The 16121-nt window shown below is 69.8% G+C and carries 12 protein-coding genes and 2 pseudogenes; 5 read left to right on the top strand and 9 right to left on the bottom strand.

Annotated features, from left to right (window positions below):
- Window positions 1-72: 72 nt before the first annotated feature.
- The 6 genes and pseudogenes from OG504_RS13680 to OG504_RS13705 all read right to left on the bottom strand — a co-directional run bounded on the left by OG504_RS13680 (window position 73) and on the right by OG504_RS13705 (window position 5898).
- Window positions 73-1566, bottom strand: a complete 1494-nt coding sequence (locus OG504_RS13680) for a class I adenylate-forming enzyme family protein (RefSeq protein ID WP_405990073.1) — start codon at window positions 1564-1566, stop codon at window positions 73-75.
- A 2-nt stretch (window positions 1567-1568) separates the two neighbouring features.
- Window positions 1569-2384 (bottom strand): arylamine N-acetyltransferase, encoded by an 816-nt coding sequence (locus tag OG504_RS13685; protein WP_405990074.1) that lies wholly within the window; start codon window positions 2382-2384, stop codon window positions 1569-1571.
- A 7-nt stretch (window positions 2385-2391) separates the two neighbouring features.
- Window positions 2392-3499 (bottom strand): annotated as a pseudogene (locus OG504_RS13690) (3-dehydroquinate synthase II family protein).
- Window positions 3480-4337 (bottom strand): 2-amino-3,7-dideoxy-D-threo-hept-6-ulosonate synthase, encoded by an 858-nt coding sequence (locus tag OG504_RS13695; protein ID WP_405990075.1) that lies wholly within the window; start codon window positions 4335-4337, stop codon window positions 3480-3482. The pseudogene OG504_RS13690 and the gene OG504_RS13695 overlap by 20 nt, the downstream one beginning before the upstream one ends.
- 183 nt (window positions 4338-4520) lie before the next feature.
- Window positions 4521-5174 carry a ThuA domain-containing protein gene (locus OG504_RS13700; protein ID WP_405990076.1) on the bottom strand — a complete coding sequence of 218 codons (654 nt, stop codon included), beginning with the start codon at window positions 5172-5174 and terminating at the stop codon, window positions 4521-4523.
- An 88-nt stretch (window positions 5175-5262) separates the two neighbouring features.
- Window positions 5263-5898: a hypothetical protein gene (locus tag OG504_RS13705; protein ID WP_405990077.1), complete on the bottom strand. Its 636-nt coding sequence runs from the start codon at window positions 5896-5898 to the stop codon at window positions 5263-5265.
- An 85-nt stretch (window positions 5899-5983) separates the two neighbouring features.
- Here OG504_RS13705 and OG504_RS13710 point away from each other — a divergent pair, with 85 nt between their 5' ends.
- A complete protein-coding gene (locus OG504_RS13710) occupies window positions 5984-6619 on the top strand; it encodes a VOC family protein (RefSeq protein ID WP_405990078.1) in 636 nt (211 codons plus the stop codon).
- A 91-nt stretch (window positions 6620-6710) separates the two neighbouring features.
- Window positions 6711-7106, top strand: a pseudogene (locus OG504_RS13715) (VOC family protein); the annotation flags it as partial.
- Here OG504_RS13715 and OG504_RS13720 read toward each other — a convergent pair.
- Together OG504_RS13720 and OG504_RS13725 are read right to left on the bottom strand one after the other, a co-directional pair.
- Complete coding sequence (locus tag OG504_RS13720) at window positions 7001-7828, bottom strand: helix-turn-helix domain-containing protein (protein WP_405990079.1); 828 nt, start codon at window positions 7826-7828, stop codon at window positions 7001-7003. The pseudogene OG504_RS13715 and the gene OG504_RS13720 sit on opposite strands and share 106 nt — an antisense overlap.
- Window positions 7829-7838: 10 nt before the next feature.
- Complete coding sequence (locus OG504_RS13725) at window positions 7839-8792, bottom strand: AraC family transcriptional regulator (RefSeq protein WP_405990080.1); 954 nt, start codon at window positions 8790-8792, stop codon at window positions 7839-7841.
- Window positions 8793-8873: 81 nt separating this feature from the next.
- Between OG504_RS13725 and OG504_RS13730 the strand changes: the two genes are divergently transcribed.
- Window positions 8874-9716 (top strand): NmrA family transcriptional regulator, encoded by an 843-nt coding sequence (locus OG504_RS13730; RefSeq protein WP_405990081.1) that lies wholly within the window; start codon window positions 8874-8876, stop codon window positions 9714-9716.
- An 83-nt stretch (window positions 9717-9799) separates the two neighbouring features.
- On the opposite strand, the gene OG504_RS13735 is transcribed toward OG504_RS13730, so the two are convergent.
- Complete coding sequence (locus OG504_RS13735) at window positions 9800-10972, bottom strand: YihY/virulence factor BrkB family protein (RefSeq protein WP_405990082.1); 1173 nt, start codon at window positions 10970-10972, stop codon at window positions 9800-9802.
- A gap of 526 nt (window positions 10973-11498) precedes the next feature.
- Between OG504_RS13735 and OG504_RS13740 the strand changes: the two genes are divergently transcribed.
- Both OG504_RS13740 and OG504_RS13745 read left to right on the top strand, forming a co-directional pair.
- Window positions 11499-13952 carry a Pls/PosA family non-ribosomal peptide synthetase gene (locus OG504_RS13740; RefSeq protein WP_405990083.1) on the top strand — a complete coding sequence of 818 codons (2454 nt, stop codon included), beginning with the start codon at window positions 11499-11501 and terminating at the stop codon, window positions 13950-13952.
- A gap of 43 nt (window positions 13953-13995) precedes the next feature.
- Window positions 13996-16083, top strand: a complete 2088-nt coding sequence (locus OG504_RS13745; protein ID WP_405990084.1) for a non-ribosomal peptide synthetase — start codon at window positions 13996-13998, stop codon at window positions 16081-16083.
- Window positions 16084-16121: the final 38 nt, after the last annotated feature.

Genomic DNA, 16121 nt, shown 5'->3' on the forward strand with positions numbered 1-16121 from the left:
CGGGCCGCCGTCCAGACGTAAGGGGCAGCGGCTCGGTCGTCCGCTGCCCCGTCACGGTGTGCCGTCCCGGTGTCAGACGAACTGGCCGCCCGCCGCACGGAGTTGTCTGCGCAGGATCTTGCCGTTCGCGTTGCGGGGCAGCGTGTTCAGCCGGACGACGTCCTGCGGGACCTTGTACCAGGACAGCCGGGACCGGGCCAGGGCGATCAACTCGGCGTCCAGGGTGGCGTCCTGGGCTCCGCCGGCCGCCTCGCCGTCGGGGACGGTCACCACGTAGGCGCGCAGACTCGTGTCCCCGGCCGGACGGCGGACGGAACTGACCGCCGCTTCGAGCACGCGCGGATGGCGCTCAAGGAGCCGTTCGACCTCGCCCGGCACCACGTTCTGGCCGCCGATCACCTCCACGTCGTCCAGCCGGCCGTGCACGTGGAGGACACCGTCGTCGTCGAGCGACGCCAGGTCCCCGGTCGGCCACCAGGCGTCCGTCACCTGATCGGGGCCCAGACTCCCCCGCGCGACACCCCGGGACGCGAAGTCGGCGTAGACGTGCAGCTCGCCCTGCCGGCCCGCGGGCATCGGCCGGCCGTCCGCGTCGACGATGCGCACCGGCCGGCCGGGGACGGCGGGGCCGACCGCGGAAGGAGCCCGGTACGCGGCGGGCCGCCCCATGGAGATCACGCCGATCTCGGTGGCGCCGTAGTTGTTGACCAGCCGGTCCCCCAGGATCGGTACGAGTCGCTCGCGCAGCCGTGGCGAGAGGACCTCCCCGGCGCTCGACACCTCCCGGAGGCGGGCGAACGCCTCCGCGTGGCCGGGCTCAAGGAGCATGCGGGCCAGGAAACTCGGCTGTGCGAAGAGGTTCGTGACCTGGTGGCGTTCGATGAGGTCGATCGCGGCGGCCGGGGTCGCCCGGGTGCGTGACAGGACGGCGGTCTGCCCGGTGGCGAGGGTCGTGAGCACCGAGAAGTGCAGTCCGCCCAGGAAGTACATGCGGGACACCGACAGCCCAACTGTCGTACGGGCAGTGCCGTTTGGGCCGGGCGGCCCGGGAGGGGCGGCGAAGTTGCTGTGCAGGAAGAAGCAGAGTTTCGGGGCGCCCGTCGTGCCGGACGTGAAGACCGCCAGCGCCGGGGCGTCCCCGCCCTCGGCGAACTCCGGGTCCGGTTCGCCCGCGACCAGGGTCGCGACCTTCATCGCGGGGGCGAAGGCCGGCAGCTCCAACTGCCCTGTGGTGTCGGGGTCGATGACGGCCAGCGCGGGTTCCACCGTCTCGACGGCCCGCGTCAGATCCTCCCCGCTCATCTGGACGTTGACCGGGACAGCGACGAGTCCGGCCTGCCAGGCGCCGAGCACGGACCGGACCAGCTCCACGCTGTCGGGGAGCGCCAGCAGGACGCGGTCGCCGCGGCGCAGTCCCGCGGCCCGGTATCCCCTCGCGGCCCGTGCCGCGCCGTCGAAGACCTCGGCGTACGTCCAGGCGCGGTCGTCGGCGAGGAACGCGATCTGCTCCGACCACCCTCTGGCATAGGCGAGTTGGGACAGATCCTGGGTTACGTTCCCGGGCATGACTACGGACGCCCCTCTCCGGCGGCGGACGGCGCCGCGGTCCGGTCCGGGATCTTCGGCACCTCGTCGAGATGGATCCCGAACCAGGTCCCGAGCGCCTCCTTCAGCCCCTCCTCGGTCACGATCCGCTTCCTGGTCCGCTCCCCGCCCTGTTCCCTGATCAGGACCCTGTTCGCGAGAGTGACCCTTCCGTCCTCGCGGGGCTGGACACAGATCAGCCGGTTCCTGAAGGGCGATTCGGGGGCGGTCTGGTACCACCACATGGAGGGAAGGCCGAATTCGATTTTCCGGGGCTTCAATTCCATCCGGTACAGCGGCGAGCCGTCACGGAACACGTCGATGTCCCCGTCGGAGGTCTCGGTGACCAGGTATGCACCGTGCGGGTCGTTCTGCGGTGTGCGCAGATCCAGCCGCAAGGGCCAACGGCTGTGACTTCCCTGGCCGACGTCCACCAGCCAGGAATGTCCGTCCGGCTCATCCGTCTCCACCCGAAGCGCAAGATGACCGATGGGACTGTCCAGTACCTCACCGCGATAGATGCACCCGGCCAGCAGGGTGACATGGAATCCGAGAGCTTCCAGCAGCATCGCGAAAGCCGAGTTCAGCTCGAAACACCCGCCGCCGCGCCGTTCTTCCACGATTTTCTTGACCGCGTCCAGGGAGTACGGGATCGGTTCTCCGAGGAGGAAGAAAAGGTTCTCGAACGGAACGGACAGCACATGGCGCTCGTGAAGACACCGCAGGGCGTCCGCGTCCACCCGCTCCGGCCGCTTGGCTCCTATGCGTTCCAGATAGGCATCGATGAGTTCGTCGTCCATGGCGCTCTCACTTCTCCAGGCAGAACTCGTTGATGGGATAGCCGACATGGCGGTCCTCGGCGGGCAGATAACCCAACACGCGGTCGCCGGGCTTGAGTTCGGTGCTGTTCAACACCGCCCCGCCGGGGCCCAGTACGCGCACATGCCAGTCGTCCTGAAGAATCAGATTGACGGCACGCCCGTCCTCGGACTTCGCGTCGATGGAGATGAGAGGCCGGCTCTCGATCTTGACCCGCCCGACGGTGACGATTCGGGTCTGCCCCTTGACGTCGACGGCCATGACCTTGCTGCCGGACTTCAGCTCGCTGAGGTAATGGGTACGCCCGTCACGGGAGAGCGTGTAGGAGTGAATGGCCCCCGCGTTCACCCGGAACGGCCGGGTGGGCATATAGGGAAGGGGATGCGTCTCGCTCACGCAGAGAATCATTCCCTTGGAATGCGAGCCGACCAGGATTCCCTCGTCCTCACGGAAATGGCTGCACGTGTCGACGCAGGCCCGCTCCCCCATGCCCACATGCTCGGTGGCGACGATCGTGAGCTCGACGATCGAGGGGCTCGGTCACCACAGCGGACGCCTGCTTGAGCGCGGTGGCGTCACCCACGGCGTCCGGCGCCATCATCACGCCGTCGGAGCCGTGTTCGAGCACCCCGAAGATGATCTCCGCCTCCGCCACGTCCCCGGCGACGGTGATCAGACTGCCCTCGGCACCGGCCGCAGCGGCGATGACGATCTCCAGCGGGATCTTCGTGGGATCGCGGAACAGCAGCAGGCTCCACTCCTCCGTGCGAGCCGACTGACAGGCGTCCTCCAGGGTCTCCGCGTCGACGATCTCCACGAACCGTCCGAACTCGACTCCCGGATACACCGACGAGAGTTCCGCGGGCGTCCCGTGCACGCGCGGATCGACGATCACCACATCGGCCGCGCCGAGATCGTCGGGAAGCTCCTTGAGTTCCGTGCCGTGCGGGAAGAAGACCTTCTTCACCGTAGGGGGCAGGTCGCCCAGATCCACCAGGCTGTCCGAGACAATGCCGTCCAGCCGCTGGTGCAGCGCTTCTTCAAGTACCGCCTGCTTATGGGCGGTACCGCGAATATCAAGCCACGTGAGCTTCATGGTTCCTTGTCTCTTTCGTGTAGAACTCGATCGGAGCGGGCGGCGGAACATCGCCGTGCACGAGGCGGGCCAGTTCACGTGTCGTGGCGGCCGGGTTGTCGGATTCGAAGATGTTCCGGCCCATGGCGACACCGGCCGCACCGCCCCGGAGCGCCGAATCGACGAATTCCAGCAGCGCTTTCCCATTGCCGACGCGCGGGCCGCCGGCCACCAGAATCGGTACCGGACAGGACGCCGTCAGGCGCAGCATGTCCGCATCGGATGCGAGGGCGTAGGTCTTGATCAGGTCGGCCCCGATCTCGGCCGCGACCGTCACGGCGGCGGATACCAGCGCCGGGTCACGAGGGTCGGTGACGCGCGGTCCTCGCGGATACATCATCGCCATCAGCGGAATGTTCCAGCGGTCGCAGGCTTCCGCCACCACCGCCATATCGGCTATCTGCCGGGCCTCTTCCCGAGAACCGACGTTCACGTGCACACTCACCGCGTCGGCACCGAGCCGCAGCGCCTCTTCGACGGTCGCGACGAGGCATTTGGCATCGGGGTCGGGAGCGTGCGCGGTGCTCGCGCTCAAATGCACGATGAGCGACATCTGAGTGAACCAGGCCGGATCCACGCGGCGGACGCTTCCCTTGTGCAGGACCACGGCGTCCGCGCCGTTCGTCGCCAACCGGCCGACCAGTCGATTGAGGCCCGAACCACCCCCGGCGATCGGCCCGTCCGTCAAAGGATGGTCGAGGGGAACGACCAGCATGCGTCGCGGATTGCGCCGACAGAGCCGCAGCAGCCTCATTTTGCGGGCGCCCGAAGCGCCGTCGAACATCTGCATCCAGTCCATTCCCATTCCCGTGCCCGGCCGGCTGTCCGGCCTCCAGAAGGGAGGCTCATCAGGCCACCCGCTGTGGTCGGCTACGGCTGCCACCCGGGAGAGGTTCACTCGGAGATCACGGCAATGGAGACACGGCCGCCCGGGCCATGGGACGAGCCCGGTTCCCTCCTGCGAACGGTGCGGACGGGGCCGCTAGTTCAGCCCCGCCGCCCAGGTGATCCCGCCCAGCAGATGCGCCCGGAAGTCCGGGTCCTCGTAGGCCTCCGAGGCGTGGCCGAGGGCCGTGTAGAAGACCCGGCCGGCGCCCTTCTCGTGGCACCACGCGAGGGGGTGGTCGGGGCCCATCCGGCCGCCCTCGTAGGAGGATTCGTCGGCCGAGACGAGGACGTGGACCGAACTCCGGGGACTGGTGCGGAAGTCGTACCACTCGTCCGTGAACTGCCATACCGCGGGCAGGTGTCGGGTGGCCGGGTGGGTGCGGTCCTCGATCAGCGCGTTGCCGGGCTGGTAGGCGGGGTGCCGGTCGAAGCGGGCGCCCAGGAGGTCGCCGTAGTACGGCCAGTCGTACTCCGTGCAGGCGGCCGCGTGGACTCCGACGAAGCCGCCGCCCGACTCGACGTAGGCGGCGAGGTGTTGGCGTCCCGCCGGTGTCAGTACCTCGCCGCTGGTGGAGAGGAAGACGACGGCCGCGTAGCCGTGCAAGGGGCGTTCGAAGGCTGCCGGGTCCTCGGTGGCGTCCACCTCGAAGGGGCCGAGGGTGCGTACGGCGGTCACCGCGGCCGGGATGGAGTCGTGGCGGTAGTCGGTGGTGCGGGTGCAGACGAGGAGGCGGGGCGCGGCAGCCATGCGGCGCAGCCTATTTCACGGACCGGGCTTCAGGGGCTGGGCCTCACGGGCCGGGCTTCACGGACTGGGCCTCCTTCGCGCCGCGTGCTCAACCGCCCTTCCCCACCTCGTTGTTGGGCGCCCCGTCCCCGTTCGTGGGCAGGTCGCCGCGTTCCACGGGGACGGCCGTGCGGGCGGGCGGGAGGACGACCGGGAGTTCGCTCCTGTACGGGCGGCGGAGCGACTGGGCCGACTTGCGCAGGACCGCGCGGGTCACCTTGCCCTGTTCGGCGTCGACGTGCACGAGGTGGCCCTTCTGCGCCATGACGTACTCGATCGTTCCGCCGCCGGTGCGGTACCAGGCGTTCCCGTCGCGTACGCAGGTCATGTGGTCGCTGAACGCCGCCTGCGTCGTGCAGTTCGCGTCGGTCATCGTGCCCGGCTCCACGCGCAGGGTGATCACCGCACCGGTCTTCAGGTCCGTGTACGCGATGGAGAGGCCTACGTCCGACACGCCGACCGACTGCTCGGCGAGAGTGAATCCCGGCGGGTCGATGACGTGGACGAGGTCGGGGTCGAAGCCCAACGACCTTGCGCGGGACGCGATTTCGGAGGTCGTGGCAAGGGCGGTCGAGGCACTGGGGGTTCCGGCACCCGCGTCCGCCTTCTCGGTGCCGCAACCTGCGAGCAGCAGGGACAGCGCGGGGAGCAACAGCAGCGGCAGGGCGCGCACGGCACGGATCATGTGCCCATCCTGCCGCACAGGCGTTCCACAGTTGAGGGACTTTTCCCCTCCTCCGGTACGGCCCCGCCGCGTAGCCTCGGTGGCGATGAACGCTCTTCCCGCACGCCTCGACCATCTCGTCCTCGCGACCCCCGAACTGGCGGTGACAGTCGCCGACTTCACCGAGCGCACGGGTATCACGCCGGTCGCGGGCGGTGCCCATGTCGGGCTCGGTACCCGCAACTACCTTGTCTCGCTGGGCGATTCCCGTTACTTGGAGATCATCGGTCCGGACCCGGAGCAGGCCGAGCCGTCGGGTCCCCGGCCCTTCGGTGTCGACGGGCTGACCGTTGCCCGGACGGTCACCTGGGCGGTCTCCCCGCCCGACCTGGACGCGGCGGTCGCGGCGGCCCGGGCCCAGGGGTACGACCCCGGGCCCGTGCGGGCGATGAGCCGCCGCCGGCCCGACGGCACCCTGCTGGAGTGGCGGCTCACCGACGGGGACACGGCGCATCCCTCCGGCCTGGTGCCGTTCCTCATCGACTGGAGCTCCTCGCCCCACCCGACGACCGCCTCGGGCCTGCCCGTCGCACCTCTGCTGGAGCTGACCGCGACGGCACCGGTTCCGGACGAGATCCGCCCGTTGTTGTCGGCCGTGGGGGCGGAACTGGCGGTGGCCGAGGGCCCGGTGGGTCTCTCCTTCACGGTGGACACGCCGCGCGGACCGGTGACCTTCGGCTGAGCAGACCGGTGGCCTTCTGCTGAACGATCCACCGAGCGCGGTGTCCGATTCCTTCAAGACCGGCCGGCCCGACCCCGCCTACCGTTGCCCCATGACTCCACGATTCGACGCGATCGGCCTGGTCGTCTCCGACATGGCCGCCTCTGTCGCCTTCTACCGTCGGCTCGGGTTCGGGTTCCCCGAGGGCGCCGAGAGCCAGCCGCACGCCGAGGCTCAACTGCCCGGTGGGCTGCGGCTGTTGCTGGACACCGAGGACACCGTCCTTTCGTTCCACCCGGGTTGGCGGTCACCCAGCGGCAGCGGGCGGGCCGCGCTCGCCCTGCTCTGTGACGACCCCGCCGAAGTCGACCGGGTCTACGACGAGTTGACCGGCGCCGGGCATCACGGCGAGCTCAAGCCGTGGGACGCCTTCTGGGGCCAGCGGTACGCCGTCGTGCACGACCCCGACGGCAACGGCGTGGATCTCTTCGCCCCGCTGAGTCCTGCGCAGAGTCCCGCGCCGGATCCTGCCTGACCGGCGCGGCCGAGCAGCTGCCGCAGCGGTATCCCCGCCAACTCCTTGACGTCCCGGGCGAGATGGGCCTGGTCCGCGTAACCGGACCGGGCCGCCGTCTCCGCGAACGGGACTCCGGCGCGGGCGAGCGCGAGGGCGCGTTGCAGGCGCAGCACCCGGGCGAGCGTCTTGGGGCCGTAGCCGAACGCGGCGAGGGAGCGGCGGTGCAACTGGCGGGCGCCGAGGCCGAGTTCGTCGGCGGTGGCGGCGACGGGGTGGCCGGTGTCGAGGGCCGCCACGAGGTGTCGTAGGAGCGGATCGGGTGGGGGCACGTCCGCCGCGCGTTCCAGTGCCGTTTCCTCCAGTGCGGTCGCGGGGTCGGGGGCCGTGGAGACGCGGGCGGTGAGGCGGCGTACCGTCGCGGCGGGCCAGAGGTCGGTGAGGTCGACCCGGCGGTCGCGGAGTTCGTGTGCGGGGACGCCCAGGTAGGTGGGGGCGGTGCCGGGGCCGAAGCGGATGCCTGCCCAATGGGCGGGCGCGGTCCCGGGGACGTACGCGCGGGTGTCGGGGCCCGCGACCAGGAGGCGGCCCTCGTTCCAGAGGAGGTCCATGCAGCCGTCGGGCAGGACGGGGTGGACCGGGCCGGCGGTGGAGGCCTCGATCGTGCGGCTCCAGACCACCGCGCCCGGCAGCCGGGACGCCCTCTCCACGTACACGGTCGAAAGGCTACGCCCACCGGCGCCACCGCCCCGCCCGCGTCCGGTGCTCCTGCGGGCTCACGCCGTAGACCCGTTTGAAGGCGCTGGACAGGGCGAACGCGCTGCCGTAGCCGACCTGCCCGGCGATCGCGCCGATGGTGTCCTCGGTGTCGCGGAGGCGGTCCGCGGTGAGGGCGAGACGCCAGGCGGTGAGGTAGGACATCGGGGGTTCGCCGACGAGGTCGGTGAAGCGGCGGGCCAGGGCCGCGCGGGAGACGCTCGCCTTGGCGGCGAGGGAGGCGACCGTCCAGGGGTGGGCGGGGTCGTCCTGGAGGAGGCGCAGGACCCTGCCGACGACGGGGTCCGCCAGTGCGCGGTACCAGGCCGGGGCCTCGGCCTCCGGGCGGGAGAACCAGGCCCTCAGGGCGGCGATGACGAGGAGGTCGAGGAGGCGGTCAAGGACGACCTCCTGGGCGGGTTCGTCGCGGACGACCTCGTCCATGAGGAGCGGGGTCAGCGGGCACTCCCACACCTCCGAGGGGAGGGAGAGCAGCGGCGGGAGGGCGTCCAGGAGGCGGCCGTTGATCTCGCCGCGCATGAGGTAGGTGCCGATGAGCATGACCGAGGAGCCGTCGAGGCGGTCGCCCCAGGTACGGACGCCGAGGTCCATGGAGCCGTTGAGCGGGGTCCCGTCGGGGTAGTGGCACTCGGCGCCGGGGAGGATCACGGCCTGCGGGGCGGTGTCGGGGGCGTCGCCGCAGGTGTACGGGGCGGGGCCGCGGGCGATGGCGAGGTCGCCGGCCCGCAGCCGGATCCGCTCCCCCGTGTCCGGGGTGATCCAGGCGTCGCCGCGGACCATGAGCATGACGGTGAGCGGGGCGCGGTCCTCGATGCGTACCGCCCAGGGCGGGTCGAAGCACGCGCGGATCATGAAGGCGCCACGCGCGCGTGGACCCTCCAGAAGGCCTGCCAGGGCGTCCATGTGGCCGGCGTAGACGGGCGATTATGGGAATGAGCCGTTCAGCGATGGTCGATGCTCGCGCGCAGGCGTTGACTGGACGGCATGACACAGAATGCGCGGAACATGACGATTGTGGTGACCGGCGCTTCGGGGCGTACCGGGCGCCGGGTGGCCGAGGCGGCGCGGGTGGCGGGGCTGACCGTGCGGGAGGCCTCGCGGGCGCGGGGGTTCGACTGGGCGGATCGGTCCACGTGGGCGGACACGTTGCGGGGCGCTGATGCGGCGTATCTCGTGTATCCGTCGGACGTGGGGGCGCCGGAGGCGGGCCGTGCGGTGGGGCTGCTCGCGCAGGAGGCGGTGGGGTTGGGTGTACGGCGGCTCGTGCTGCTGTCGTCCCGGGGTGAGGAGCGGGCTCGGCCCACCGAGGAGGCGTTGCGGGGGTCGGGGGCGGACTGGACGGTTGTGCGGGCCTCGTGGTTCGCGCAGAACTTCAGTGAGGGGCCGTTGGTGGAGGGGTTTCGGGAGAGTGGGGAACTGGTGTTCCCCGGGGGTTCGGTGCGGGAGCCGTTCGTTGATGTGCGGGACATCGCGGATGTGGTCGTCGCGGCGGTGACCGGCGGGGACCGGTATGTCGGGCAGGCGGTCACCGTGTCCGGGCCTCGGTTGTTGACGTTCGGGGAGGCGGTCGCGGAGATCGGTGCGGTGACGGGGCGTGAGCTGACGTATCGGGCGGTGTCTGCCCGTCAGTACGGGGACGTTCTCGCGGGGTTCGGGGTGCCGGGTGAGGAGGTCGAGTTCCTGGTGGAGTTGTTCGAGTCGCTGCTGGACGGGCGGAACGCGTATCTCTCCGAGGGGGTTCAGGAGGTGCTGGGGCGGGAGCCGCGGGACTTCTCGGAGTTCGTGCGGGAGGCTGCTGCGGCGGGTGTTTGGAGGGTCGGCGCGTAGTTCCCCCGCGGGGAGGCCGGTGCGTCGGCCGCGGGTCCGTTGTGGCTGGTCGCGCAGTTCCCCGCGCCCCTTTGGGGCGCGCTTCACTTCTCCGGTGATGGGGAGTTGTCCCCGGATCCCTTGTGGGTGTGGGTGCTCTTCGCGTGGGTGCGGAGTCGCGACGTCACGTCCTCCGGAGGGAGGAAGCGGGACCAGCGTTCCGGGAACTCCGAGGGCATGTAGGAGTCGTCGGGGTCGTCGTCGTCCTCGCCGTCTCGGGCGCGGACCGCGGCCATGCGGGCGACGTACTCGGCGACCTGCTCGTCCTGGCGGCGTTCGTTGGCGGCGCGGGCGGCGGCGGTCGCGGCGGCGGGCCAGACGCGGTCGATGGCCGCGTTGACGGCGGCTCCTACGAGGACGGCGAACGCGGAGACGCCGATCCACAGGAGGACGGCGACAGGGGCGGCGAGGGAGCCGTAGATGGTGGGGCCCTCGACCGTGCTGGTGAGGTAGATGCGCAGCAGGTAGCTGCCGAGGACCCACATCGCGAGGGCGACCAGGGCGCCGGGGACGTCCTCGATCCACGGGGAGCGGACGGGGACCGACACGTGGTAGAGGGTCGTCAGGAAGACGACGGACAGGACGATGACAACCGGCCAGTAGAGGACCTGGACGACCGTCTCCGACCACGGCACCACGTTCACCACGGCGTCCGGTCCGGCCACCATCAGCGGCAGCGCGATCGAGCCGATCAGCAGGGCCGCGATGAACAGGGCGAAGGACACGATCCGGGTCTTGACGATGCCGCGCACGCCGTCGAGGCCGTACATGACGGTGATGGTGTCGATGAAGACGTTGACCGCGCGGGAGCCCGACCACAGGGCGAACAGGAAGCCGATGGAGATGACGTCGGGCCGGCCGCCCTTCATCACGTCGTGCAGGATCGGCTGGGCGATCTCGTGCACGCCCTTGTCGGACAGGACCGTGCGCGACGCCTCCAGGATGTTGTTCTCCAGGCCGGCGATGCTGTGGGCGCCGGTCCAGCTGTCGACGTAGCCGAGCAGGCCGATGAGGCTCAGCAGAAGCGGCGGCACGGACAGCAGCGTGAAGAACGCGGCCTCGGCCGCGAGGCCCAGGATGCGGTACTCCATGCAGGAGTTGACGGTGTCCTTGACCAGCAGCCAGGCGGTCCTGCGCTTGGAGACGTTCCGGTAGAGGGCACGCGCCCGGTGGAACCGGCTGGTGGGCCGCTCGGTGGGTTCACTTGCTGACTGCACGCCCTAAAGGTATCCGGCGCGCCGGGATGCACTCGTCCCGCGGGGGCGTCGGCTGGGATGCACGCCCTGGGGGACGGTCGTGTCATGCTCGCGGTGGCCGAAAATAATCGCCCCGAGAATCGAAGCCGCATTCGATACTTTGACGGCCGTTTCGGAGAGTGTCCCGGTGAGGACTTCGGGCGTCAATTCATGTTGACCCGCCCCCTGGCCGGCGAAGACGAAAAAGCGCCATTGACCGAAACAGCCTTGACCCGTTCCGGAATGTCCAGAAATAATCCGGACTGCATTCGTTGCGCGCGTTGGGACGACGTCAGCGCACACGACTCGGGGGAATCAATTGGCCCAGGACCAGGGCCCAGTCCATTTGGAAACTCAGCACACAACAGGGAACTCAAATCTCACGAATTCCCATTTACCCCACCCGTTTCGCGTGTTATTTAATTTGCCCCTGCCGTGAACAACGGGCGCGACTCCACCGTATTCGTCTTTGACAATTCAAAGACGACGATCAGCACCAAGGAGCCACGTGGGTGTAAAACCCGGCACCGTCACCGAGACCGTCCTCGCGGAGGTCCTGGCCGGTGTCGTACGCAAGGAAGTCATACCCCTCGACAGTCACTTCTTCGACGACCTGGGCGCCAACTCGTTGGTGATGGCACATTTCTGCGCCCGGGTCAGGAAACGCGAGGATCTGCCGTCGGTGTCGATGCGGGACGTCTACGGATATCCGACGATCCGCAGTCTGGCGGCGGCGCTCGCCGACACTCCGAAGCCCACCGCGCCGGTCGAGGCGGAGGCGCCGCCAGCCGGGAGCACGACCCGCTATCTGTTGTGCGGGGCGCTCCAGTTCATCATTTTCGCCATGTATTGCGTGCTCGCCGGGACGGTCACGGGACAGGGCTACGAATGGGTCTCCTCCGGTGCCGGAGTGGTCCAGGTATATCTGCGGTCCGCGATATTCGGCGGCGCGGTGTTCGTCGGTGTGTGCACGGTGCCGGTGGTGGCCAAGTGGATTCTCGTGGGCCGCTGGAAGGAGACCGATTTCCCGGTCTGGAGCCTCGGCTACGTCCGGTTCTGGACGGTCAAGGCGCTCCTGCACGCCAACCCGATGATCCTGTTCGCCGGCAACCCGATCTACGTCCTGTATCTGCGCGCCCTCGGCGCCCGGATCGGCAAGGGCGTCACGATCCTGTCCCACTCCGTACCGGTCTGCACCGACCTGCTGACCATCGGAGACGGAACGGTCATCCGCAAGGACACCTTCTTCCTCTGCTACCAGGCACGGGCCGGCCGCATCCGCACGGGCCGGGTCACCCTCGGCAGCGAGGTGTACGTCGGTGAGAAGACCGTCCTCGACATCGGCACGGTCATGGGCGACGGGTCCCAACTCGGCCACTCCTCCGCCCTGTACGACGCCGCACAGGTCCCGGCGGGGCAGCGCGTGCACGGCTCCCCGGCACAGCCCACGGACGTCGACTACGTCCGCGTCCCGCACGCGGGCTGCTCGACATGGCGCCGCTTCGGCTACGGCCTGGGCGCGTTCCTGCAGATGCTCCTGGTCTACGTCCCGCTCGCGATCGGCGGCACCTACATGCTGCTGACCGTGATCCCGGCCCTCGACCACCTGCTGGATCCGAACACCCAGGACCTCAACTCCGCCCGGTTCTACGGCGAGGCGCTGGGCCTGTCGCTCGTGGCGTTCGTCGGCTTCGTCGTCCTCGGCTTCGCCGCCGTGTCGCTGCTGCCGAGGCTGCTGCGTCCGCTGCTGCGCCCCGACAAGGTGTATCCGCTGTACGGCTTCCACTACTCGGTGCAGCGCGCGGTGGCCCGCATGACCAACCTGAAGTTCTTCAAGTGGTTGTGCGGCGACAGCTCGTTCATCGTCGGCTATCTGAAGGCGATCGGCTACGACCTCGGTGTGGTGGAGCAGACCGGCTCCAACTTCGGTACCGAGGTGCAGCACGAGACGCCGTATCTGGCCACCGTGGGAAGCGGCACGATGGTCGCGGACGGGCTGTCGATCGTCAACGCGGACTTCTCCAGTACGTCGTTCCGGCTGTCGCGCGCCACGATCGGGCCGCGCAACTTCCTGGGCAACAACATCGCGTACCCCTCGGGCGGCCGCACCGGCGACAACTGTCTGCTCGCCACCAAGGTGATGGTGCCGATCGACGGCGAACTCCGTGAGGGCGTGGGCCTGTTGGGCTCGCCGTGCTTCGAGATCCCACGCTCGGTGGAGCGCGACAGCCGCTTCGACCATCTGCGCGAGGGCGACGAGCTGAAGCGCCGGCTGGCCGCGAAGAACCGGTCCAACCTGCGCTCGATGGGCCTGTATCTGTTCGTGCGCTGGCTGCACTGGTTCGTGCTCACGGTGCTCGGCTTCGCCGCGGTCGACCTGTACGGGGGTGAGGGCATCGGCGGCGGGCTGCTGATCGGCGCGTCCCTGATGCTCGGGCTCGGTTTCACCGCCGGGTACTACGTGCTGGTGGAGCGCCTGGTCGGTGGATTCCGGCCGCTGGAGCCGAAGTTGTGCTCGATCTACGACCCGTACTTCTGGTGGCACGAGCGGCTGTGGAAGGTGCCGGACACCTACATCCAGGTGTTCAACGGCACGCCGTTCAAGAACCTGATCTGGCGGCTGCTGGGTGTGCGGATGGGACGCCGGGTCTTCGACGACGGCGCGTACATCACCGAGCGCACGCTGACCGCGATCGGCGACGACTGCACGCTGTCGGCGCACACGAAGGTGCAGTCGCACTCGCAGGAGGACGGCACCTTCAAGTCCGAAATGATCACCATCGGCGCCGGCTGCACCCTCGGGGTGGGTGCGCTCGTCCACTACGGCGTGTCGATGGGTGACGGGGCCGAACTGGCCGCCGACTCCTTCCTGATGAAGGGCGAGGAGATGCCGGCGCGGTCCCGGTGGGGCGGGAATCCGGCGGTGGCGCCACGACACGCCGGACAGCACAGGACTCCCTGACGGTTCGTGCCGCAGGGGGAAGGAAACAGGGGGAAAGAGAACGATGGAGATCATTCCGCGGTGGACGCTCGCTCCGGTGCCCGGTGTGGCGGAGCACGAAGTGTCCCTGCCCGACGGGCTGTTGATCGAGCCCGCCGCACTGAAAGTCGCCCACGCCAAGGTCCTCGGGGCACTGTCCGGCGAACCCGCAGAGGAGGACCCGGCGGTGCGGGTGAGTGTCACCGGCCGCACGCTGCGGCTGCGGTACCGCACCGACGTCCTGGACGCCGAGGCCGCCGCCCGCATCGCGGGCTATCACGTCACGGCGCTGACCGAGCCGGACCGCCCGGTGCTGCTGTCGGACGCCGAACTTCGCTTCCAGCTCGACGAGTTGGCGGGCCCGCGGCGTGAGCTGCCGGACCGGCGGGTGCACGAGCTGTTCGAGGACATGGTGTCGGTGTGCCCGGACGCGGTCGCCGCCGTCCAGGGGGACCGGCAGTGGACGTACCGGGAGCTCAACTCCCGGGCGAATCAGCTCAGTCGGGCGCTGCTCTCCCGGGGACTGACCCGCGAGGGTGTCGTCGCCGTGGTGCTGGAGCGGAACCTGGACTGGATGGCCGCCGTCCTCGCCGTGTTCAAGGCGGGCGGCGTGTACCTGCCCGTCGAGCCGCACTTCCCGGCCGACCGGGTCGCGAGAGTGCTCGAACGCGCCGGGTGCGAACTGGTGTTGACCGAGCGCGGCAGCGACGGCGCCCTGGGCGACCCGACCGACCGCACGCTCTACGTCGACGAGGCGTACGCCGAGGGGCATTCGGACGGCGACCTCGGGATCGCGGTCTCACCGGGTCAACTGGCCTACATCTACTTCACGTCGGGCTCCACGGGTGAGCCCAAGGGCGCGATGTGCGAGCACGCGGGGTTCCTCAACCACGCGTTCGCCAAGCTCGACGACCTGGGGATCGGCGCCGGGCAGGTGGTGGCGCAGACCGCGCCGCAGTGCTTCGACATCTCGCTGTGGCAGCTGGTCTGCGCGCCGCTCGTGGGCGGGCGGACGCTGCTGGTGGAGCAGGACGTGATCCTGGACGTCGCCCGGTTCGTCGACACGATCGAGGCGGGGCGCGTCAACGTGCTCCAGGTCGTGCCGTCGTATCTGGAGGCCGTGCTCGCCGAGTTGGAGCGGCAGCCGCGCCAACTCCCCGACCTGCGCTGTGTGTCGGTCACCGGGGAGGCCGTGAAGAAGGAGCTGGTGGAGCGCTGGTTCGCGGCGCGGCCCGGGGTGCGGCTCGTCAACGCCTATGGCCTGACGGAGACTTCGGACGACACCAACCACGAGGTCATGGACCGGGCACCGGACGGCGACCGCGTCCCGCTCGGCCGGCCCGTCTCCAACGTCCGCGTGTACGTGGTGGACGAGGATCTGGTGCCCGTGCCGCTGGGAGCACCCGGCGAGATCGTGTTCTCCGGTGTGTGCGTCGGCCGGGGGTACGTCAACGATCCCGAGCGGACGAGGGCGGCGTTCACCGAGGACCCGTACCGGCCCGGTGAGCGGCTGTACCGCAGCGGTGACCACGGGCGCTGGCGTCCTGACGGCAAGCTGGAGTTCCTGGGGCGCCGGGACAGCCAGGTGAAGATCCGCGGCTTCCGCATCGAGATGGGCGAGATCGAGAACACGCTGCTGCGGGTGGACGGGGTGCGCGACGGCGCGGTGGTCGTGGTGCGCGGTACGCAGCTGGTGGCGTTCTGCACCGGCCCGCTGCCTGTCGAGGCCGGCGCGGTGCGGTCCACGCTGGCCGAGTCACTGCCCGCGTACATGGTGCCGTCGGTCGTGCACTGGCGGGCGTCGCTGCCGCTGACCGCCAACGGCAAGACCGACCGCCGGACGCTCACCGCGCTCGCCGGTGACCTGGACGCCGTAGGGGACGGGCCCGACACGCCCGCCGAGCGCCGGCTGGCCGCGGCCTGGGCGGTGGTCCTTGGGATCCCGGCCGAACGGATCGGCCGCCAGGACCACTTCTTCGACCGCGGGGGCACCTCGCTGGCCGCGGTGAAGCTGGCGGTCGCCCTCGACCGGGCGATCAGCCTCAAGGACGTCACCCGTCACCCGGTCCTCGCGGACCTGGCCGGACTGCTGGACCCGCCCGTCTCCTCCTGAGACCCGCCGCACCCCCGGCCGAATGATCGACAGCACCA

It is taken from the genome of Streptomyces sp. NBC_00986, assembly GCF_045162565.1.
In the GTDB taxonomy this organism is placed as follows: Bacteria; Actinomycetota; Actinomycetes; order Streptomycetales; family Streptomycetaceae; genus Streptomyces.

Bases quoted from the DNA above. Each gene is read 5' to 3' on its own strand.
- OG504_RS13725 (WP_405990080.1), bottom strand. From the start codon at position 8,792: ATGGACGCCCTGGCAGGCCTTCTGGAGGGTCCACGCGCGCGTGGCGCC.
- OG504_RS13710 (WP_405990078.1), top strand. From the start codon at position 5,984: ATGAACGCTCTTCCCGCACGCCTCGACCATCTCGTCCTCGCGACCCCC.
- OG504_RS13705 (WP_405990077.1), bottom strand. From the start codon at position 5,898: ATGATCCGTGCCGTGCGCGCCCTGCCGCTGCTGTTGCTCCCCGCGCTG.
- OG504_RS13730 (WP_405990081.1), top strand. From the start codon at position 8,874: ATGACACAGAATGCGCGGAACATGACGATTGTGGTGACCGGCGCTTCG.
- OG504_RS13700 (WP_405990076.1), bottom strand. From the start codon at position 5,174: ATGGCTGCCGCGCCCCGCCTCCTCGTCTGCACCCGCACCACCGACTAC.
- OG504_RS13745 (WP_405990084.1), top strand. From the start codon at position 13,996: ATGGAGATCATTCCGCGGTGGACGCTCGCTCCGGTGCCCGGTGTGGCG.
- OG504_RS13680 (WP_405990073.1), bottom strand. From the start codon at position 1,566: ATGCCCGGGAACGTAACCCAGGATCTGTCCCAACTCGCCTATGCCAGA.
- OG504_RS13685 (WP_405990074.1), bottom strand. From the start codon at position 2,384: ATGGACGACGAACTCATCGATGCCTATCTGGAACGCATAGGAGCCAAG.
- OG504_RS13695 (WP_405990075.1), bottom strand. From the start codon at position 4,337: ATGGACTGGATGCAGATGTTCGACGGCGCTTCGGGCGCCCGCAAAATG.